The sequence below is a fragment of the Paraburkholderia sp. BR10954 genome (assembly GCF_040965775.1).
GTDB lineage: Bacteria > Pseudomonadota > Gammaproteobacteria > Burkholderiales > Burkholderiaceae > Paraburkholderia > Paraburkholderia youngii.
Genome location: NZ_JBFRCK010000112.1, coordinates 1 through 5,204, shown reverse-complemented (window position 1 = coordinate 5,204; position 5,204 = coordinate 1). Strand labels below are relative to the sequence as shown.

The following is a 5,204-nucleotide window of genomic DNA, read 5'->3' as shown; positions in this document are numbered from 1 at the left end:
CGAGCACGGACGCGGTGAACGGCTCGCAGCTGTACGCCACGAACCAGCAGGTGGACCAGCTGAGCGAGGACATCAGGAATGGTGCCGGCGGCGGGACGGACGCGCTCGCGGTGCATTACGACGATGCGTCGAAGGGCACGGTCACGCTGGGCGGTGATACGTACAACAGCACGACGCATACGGGCGGCACGCGCATCACGAATGTGGCGGAAGGCGTGAACCCGGGCGATGCGGTGAACATGGCGCAGCTGACCGAGACCAACACCAACGTGACGAACCTGGGTGACCAGGTGACGAACGTGTACGAGAAGGGCACGAAGTACTTCCACGCGAACTCGACCGGGGCGGATTCGTCGGCGCTGGGTGAGGACTCGGTAGCGATCGGTATGGGTGCGGTGTCGAACAACGCGGGTGATGTTGCACTGGGCGCAGGCTCGGTGACGGCAGCCGCGGTGGGCACGGCGGGTGCGAGCATCGGCGGAACGGATTACGCGTTCGCCGGAGCGAACCCGGCGAGCACGGTGAGCGTGGGCAGCGAGGGTAACGAGCGCACGATCACGAACGTGGCCGCGGGTCGCCTGAGCGCGACGAGCACGGACGCGGTGAACGGCTCGCAGCTGTACGCCACGAACCAGGCACTGGACCAGATCGGTAGCAACATCACGAATCTGGATCAAGGCGCGGTCAAGTACGACATCAACACCGATGGCACGGTGAACTACAACAGCGTGACGCTGGGTGGTGGCCGGTCGTCTGGCCCCGTTGTGTTGACCAACGTTGCCAATGGATCGTCAACTTACGACGCCGTGAACTACGGCCAGTTGGAAGCGCTGCAGACCCAGGTGACCAATGTCAACAACCGGGTCACCAACCTCGAGAACAACGGTGGCTCGGGGGGCAGCGGCGGTTCGGGTAGCAATCCGTACTTCAACGCAACGGATACCTCTTCGGATGATGGTGCTGTTGTCAACGCTGCGTCGCCGGGCGCAGGTGCGGGCAGTACTACGGCTGGTTCCGGTGCGGTGGCTACGGGCGACAACGGTACAGCAGTCGGTTCGAACGCCAACGCAGCAGATAGCGCAGTGGCAATGGGCGCAGGCGCCGCGGCATCTGCTGGTGCGGTTGCGGTCGGTCAGGGCGCACAAGCCACGGCTTCCAACTCGGTTGCCTTGGGTCAGGGTTCGGTTGCCGATCGGGAGAACACGGTTTCGGTAGGCTCCGCTACGAAACAGCGTCAGGTCACCAATGTCGCGGCTGGCTCGCAGGCAACCGATGCCGTCAACGTTTCGCAGCTCAAGACCGCGGTTGAGGGTCTGGGCGGCGGAGCCAGCATCGATTCGACGACCGGTGCGGTGACCGGCCCGTCGTATCAGCTGTCGGGTGGCACGTACTCGAACGTAGGCGATGCCCTGTCGGGTCTCGACGACCGAATGAACGCTGCAGACCAGGCGATCAGCGATGTGGCCAAGGGCGCTTACTCGGGTATTGCCGCAGCCACTGCGCTGACGATGATCCCGGACGTCGATAAGGACAAGACGCTGGCGATCGGTATCGGTGGCGGGACCTATAAGGGCTATCAGGCTGTCGCGATCGGTGGTACGGCTCGCATCACGCAAAACATCAAGATGAAAGCGGGTGTTGGCATTTCAAGCGGCGGTACGACTGTCGGAGTGGGTGCCTCGTACCAGTGGTAACCGTTTAGTAGGAGAGGGGGTACGCCCCCTCTCGTATGCGTCGAGTTCTTTAATCTTTTCTGCTTTCGCTTCAAGCGAATCTACAAATATGAAAAAGCACAATTTAATTTATCCACGCCTGGCATTGCTGGGCTCAGTATTGGGGCTTGTGGCGGCATGTACGACGCAATCGGGCCCGACCTACAACGCACATGCAATTGTTGCTCCAGACCAGAAAGCGCCGACTTATCGCGTCGAATGCAGCGGTCTGCTCGAAAGTTCGCAAACCTGTTTCAAGGTGGCGGCCGAGATTTGCAAGGACAAGCCGGTCACGCTGGTGGAGGCGGTCGATGGAGTTAGGTCTGGTGTCAATACAAAGAATCCGCGCGAGATTACTTTTATGTGTGGTAAGCCGGTTGAGGCTCAAGCCGCCCTCGCCCCCACCCTTGTGCCAGCACCCCAGCTTCAACCTCAACCGAAACCTGAGCCTCGAGCTCAGTCTCAGGAGCGGCGCCAGATGCTGTTGCAAGGCGATGCGAATTTCGCCACGGATAGCGCTGTATTGAGTAGTGCGGCAAAAGCGAGCCTCGATAATTTCTTGCGTGTGAATGAGGGTATCAACTTCCGGCGTGTGACGATAATTGGTTACACGGATTCGACCGGCACACGGGCCCACAACCAGAAATTGTCGGAAGCGCGTGCCCAATCGGTCCTGAAATATCTGCGTAACCGTGGGTTGATGGCGCAGAGTTTCGTCGCCGAGGGCGCGGCCGCGGACGACCCGGTTGCCTCGAATGCGACGGCTGAAGGCCGCGCGCTTAATCGTCGCGTAGAGGTGCGCATCGTAGCGTCCGGAAATATCTCCTGAACGTCCGCATACAGTCTCTAACGCCGTTCGATCAAGTCCAAGTTTCAGGTATCGAATCGGTATAGCGAATCGGATTGAATTTGACGGCCATGGCGCCAATGTGCCCGGGTCGTTTCTTTTGCGTGCCTCGCATTGACGCAGTCCTGCGGGAGCATATCCCGCCCCAAGCCGGCTACTACACACGAAGCAAAGCGGAACCGCAGCGATTGCGCGCTCCCCCTCATGGCCGGAGGCTTTCAATGAGATGGATTTGCGATGTTGTCGGTGTAGTGCGCACGAACGTCGCGGCGACGTTTGCTTGACCTGTTGACTGGCAGGATGGCTGCGCCGCCGTTCGGACCGAAGGGTGCGGGCCCTGTTAACGCGGCCGACTTTTGAACGGAGACAAATTATGCGTTGTTATGGGCAGCGTGAAGAACCATTACGCACTTACAACGATGATCGGCGGCACATACAACGAGAAACATATCCGGCGAAATTGGGGGGAAGTGCTGGGTGTGAGCTGACGGGTGACTGGTGACTGCGTCAGGAGGATTGAACGACAGGTGAGCGTGGGTGGACATGCTGGGGCCAGCGGTACGGCCATCGATGAAACGGAGCAACGACAGTCCCACGGTGCCAGGCTCGACCCGCGGTGCTGACGCAGTCGCCAGGCAGTAAACACACGCAACATGACCGGGACACGCGGATTTCCCTTGATGGTCCGCGCGCCATATCCCGACGGATCGTGCCCATACGGGACGTACACGCGGACCTGAAATCCCGTCACACGCAAACATACCCGATCGGTCAAGGTTTACCTCGCCGTGAAAGTCAGGGAGCCCGGTGTGGTCCCGCAGGCACGGGGCCGGAATGAACCTCCGCGTAGGTCTTCGACTGTTGTCACGTCACTGATTCATCACCTCAATAGTCCCTCAAAATTTGGGACTTGTCCTGGTTTGGGCTATGTCCAATCGGACTCAGCCTATACGGAAATGTTGTTCAATTTTTTAAGATATGTCCATCGATTGATCAACTTGATGCGGCAGGAAATGAACCGGGCATTCGATTGATTTTCCAGTTTGTGCTTGAGATTTCAGCCGACCTTCAAGACCGCGATGATCGCCAAAGCGTTCGGAAAACTAATTAATGGGTTTCGTTAACTTTCGAAAGGATGATGTCATGAACAAGTCGTATATCAGCGTCTGGAATGAAGCACTTGGTTCGTGGGTAGCAGCCTCCGAACTTGCCCCCGCACGAGGTAAATCGAGTCGGGCGTCGGCGGTCAAGATAATTGCTCTGGCTGCGTTCGTCGTGGCGGCACAGGCCGGTCATGCGAGCACTATCGCGGTGGGCGGCGTGGCGTGTGGCACTGGTGGCAATGGACCTGACGGCACGTCCTACGCATATAAGCCCATGGTCGACGGTGACGGAAACTGGTCGACGGTGGCGGGGTGTGGGGCCAATGCAAACAATGTCACGGCTGCAACGTTGTACGGGGCGAACACGACTGTGACCGGGAACTGGGGCACGGCTTTGGGCTTTGGTAGCGTCGCCGGGACCCTGGCGACGGCTGTAGGTGTCCAGGCGAAGGCGTCCGGTCTAGGCAGCAATGCGTTTGGCTACAACGCTGAAGCAGCGGGGATCGGTTCACTTGCAATGGGTACGGACGCGAGTGCAACGGAGGTGGATTCGGTAGCGCTGGGCGCAGGCTCGGTGACGGCAGCCGCGGTGGGCACGGCGGGTGCGACGATCGGCGGAACGGATTACGCGTTCGCCGGTGCGAACCCGGCGAGCACGGTGAGCGTGGGTAGCGTGGGTAACGAGCGCACGATCACGAACGTGGCCGCGGGTCGCCTGAGCGCGACGAGCACGGACGCAGTGAACGGCTCGCAGCTGTATGCGACGAATCAGGGTGTGACGCAGAACGCCGCGAACATCGCGGGTCTGGATGGTCGTGTGACGCAGAACGCGACGGCTATCGGCAGCATGGATACGCGCATCACGCAGAACGAGACGAACATCACGAGCATCGACGGTCGCGTGACGAACATCGAGGGTTCGGTGCAGAACATCGCGAACGACCTGAGCAGCGGCGTGGCGGGTCTGGTGCAGCAGGACGCAAGCACCCGCACCATCACGGTGGCGAAAGACATGGACGGCACGGTGGTGAACGTGGCGGGCACGGCAGGCGACCGCAGGGTGACGGGCGTGGCCGCAGGCGCGGTGAACGCATCGAGCGTGGACGCGATCAACGGCAGCCAGCTGAACAACACGTTATCGAGCACGGCCCGGGCGCTGGGCGGTGGTTCGATCGTCAATGCGGATGGCTCGATCAGCGCACCGTACTACAGCGTCGGTGGCACGACGGTGCGTAGCGTAGGCGAGGCCGTCACCAACCTCGATGGTCGCACGACGCAGAACACGAACGACATCGCGCAAAACGCGAGCAACATCACGAACGTGCAGAACCAGCTTGCCGACGGTGGCGTGGGTCTGGTGCAGCAGGACGCAGGTACGAACGCGATCACGGTGGCGAAGGACAAGGCCGGCGCGATGGTGGACTTCACGGGTACGGACGGCGTTCGCACGCTGTCGGGCGTGAAGGACGGCGCGCTGTCGGCGGCGAGCAGCGAAGCGGTGAACGGCTCGCAGCTGTATGCGACGAACCAGGGTGTGGCGCA

3 protein-coding genes are annotated in these 5,204 nt (G+C 60.7%); all 3 read left to right on the top strand.

Annotated elements, in window-relative coordinates; translation table 11 throughout:
- A partial coding sequence (locus AB4Y34_RS40775) for a YadA family autotransporter adhesin (protein WP_368719195.1) occupies nucleotides 1-1,694 on the top strand: 1,694 nt, incomplete at its 5' end.
- Between the two features lie 88 nt (nucleotides 1,695-1,782).
- On the top strand, nucleotides 1,783-2,541 hold the full coding sequence (locus tag AB4Y34_RS40770; protein ID WP_368719194.1) for an OmpA family protein: 759 nt from the start codon (nucleotides 1,783-1,785) through the stop codon (nucleotides 2,539-2,541).
- 1,161 nt (nucleotides 2,542-3,702) lie between these two features.
- The coding region (locus AB4Y34_RS40765; RefSeq protein ID WP_368719193.1) for an ESPR-type extended signal peptide-containing protein at nucleotides 3,703-5,204 on the top strand (1,502 nt) is incomplete at its 3' end.